Genomic DNA, 717 nt, shown 5'->3' with positions numbered 1-717 from the left:
TGCATATTCTGGCATCACTTGAACAGTCATTCTGGTAACGCTTGAACACCCATTCCGGTAAGTCTTGAACAGTCATTCTGGTAACTCTTGAACACTTTTTCACGATTTCCAGAATCGCCGTTCAAGTGACCAGAATGCGTGTTCAAGTGAGCAGAATTTCTCTTGAATTCATCTGCAAAATAACTCTTGTGCATTGATTTCCTTGAACTTTGGCCGTTTCCCTTTTTAACCACGGAAGGGAGACGGTCATGTCTGATAACAGGATTTCCATGCGAAAACTCAAAGAGATTCTTCGAATGCGGTATGAGAACCAGCTCAGCATCCGCAAAATATCCCGCAGCGTGCGGGTCAGTGTGGGCACCGTTTCCAACTACCTTCATCAGTTTGAAGGGGCAGGACTCACATGGCCGTTACCTGAAAGTTTTACCGAAACGGCTCTGGTGAAAGCCCTGTTCCCGGATGCCTCCTTGTCTGGTCGCAAAGGGCTGATTGATCCCGATTGGCCACAAGTACATCAGGATCTCAAAAAGAAAGGCGTCACTAAGCAAACGGTCTGGGAGGAGTACTGCCAGCAGCAACCCCTCAATGCCTACAGTTATGCCCAGTTCTGTCACCGCTACCGGGTATGGCGAGGGAGTCAGAAACGCTCCATGCGTCAGCATCACCGGGCCGGGGAGAAACTGTTTGTGGACTATGCCGGTGTCACTGTGCCGCTTG

Annotated in this window: 1 pseudogene; it reads left to right on the top strand. The window is 49.7% G+C overall.

The window, feature by feature from the left end:
- Positions 1–248: 248 nt before the first annotated feature.
- Positions 249–717: pseudogene (locus tag E1189_RS00805) on the top strand (IS21 family transposase); the annotation flags it as partial.

The sequence above is a fragment of the Parendozoicomonas verongulae genome, from assembly GCF_009711465.1.
GTDB lineage: Bacteria > Pseudomonadota > Gammaproteobacteria > Pseudomonadales > Endozoicomonadaceae > Sansalvadorimonas > Sansalvadorimonas verongulae.
The sequence above is the reverse complement of the archived record's forward strand: the minus strand, read 5'-3'. Positions and strand labels throughout refer to the sequence as shown.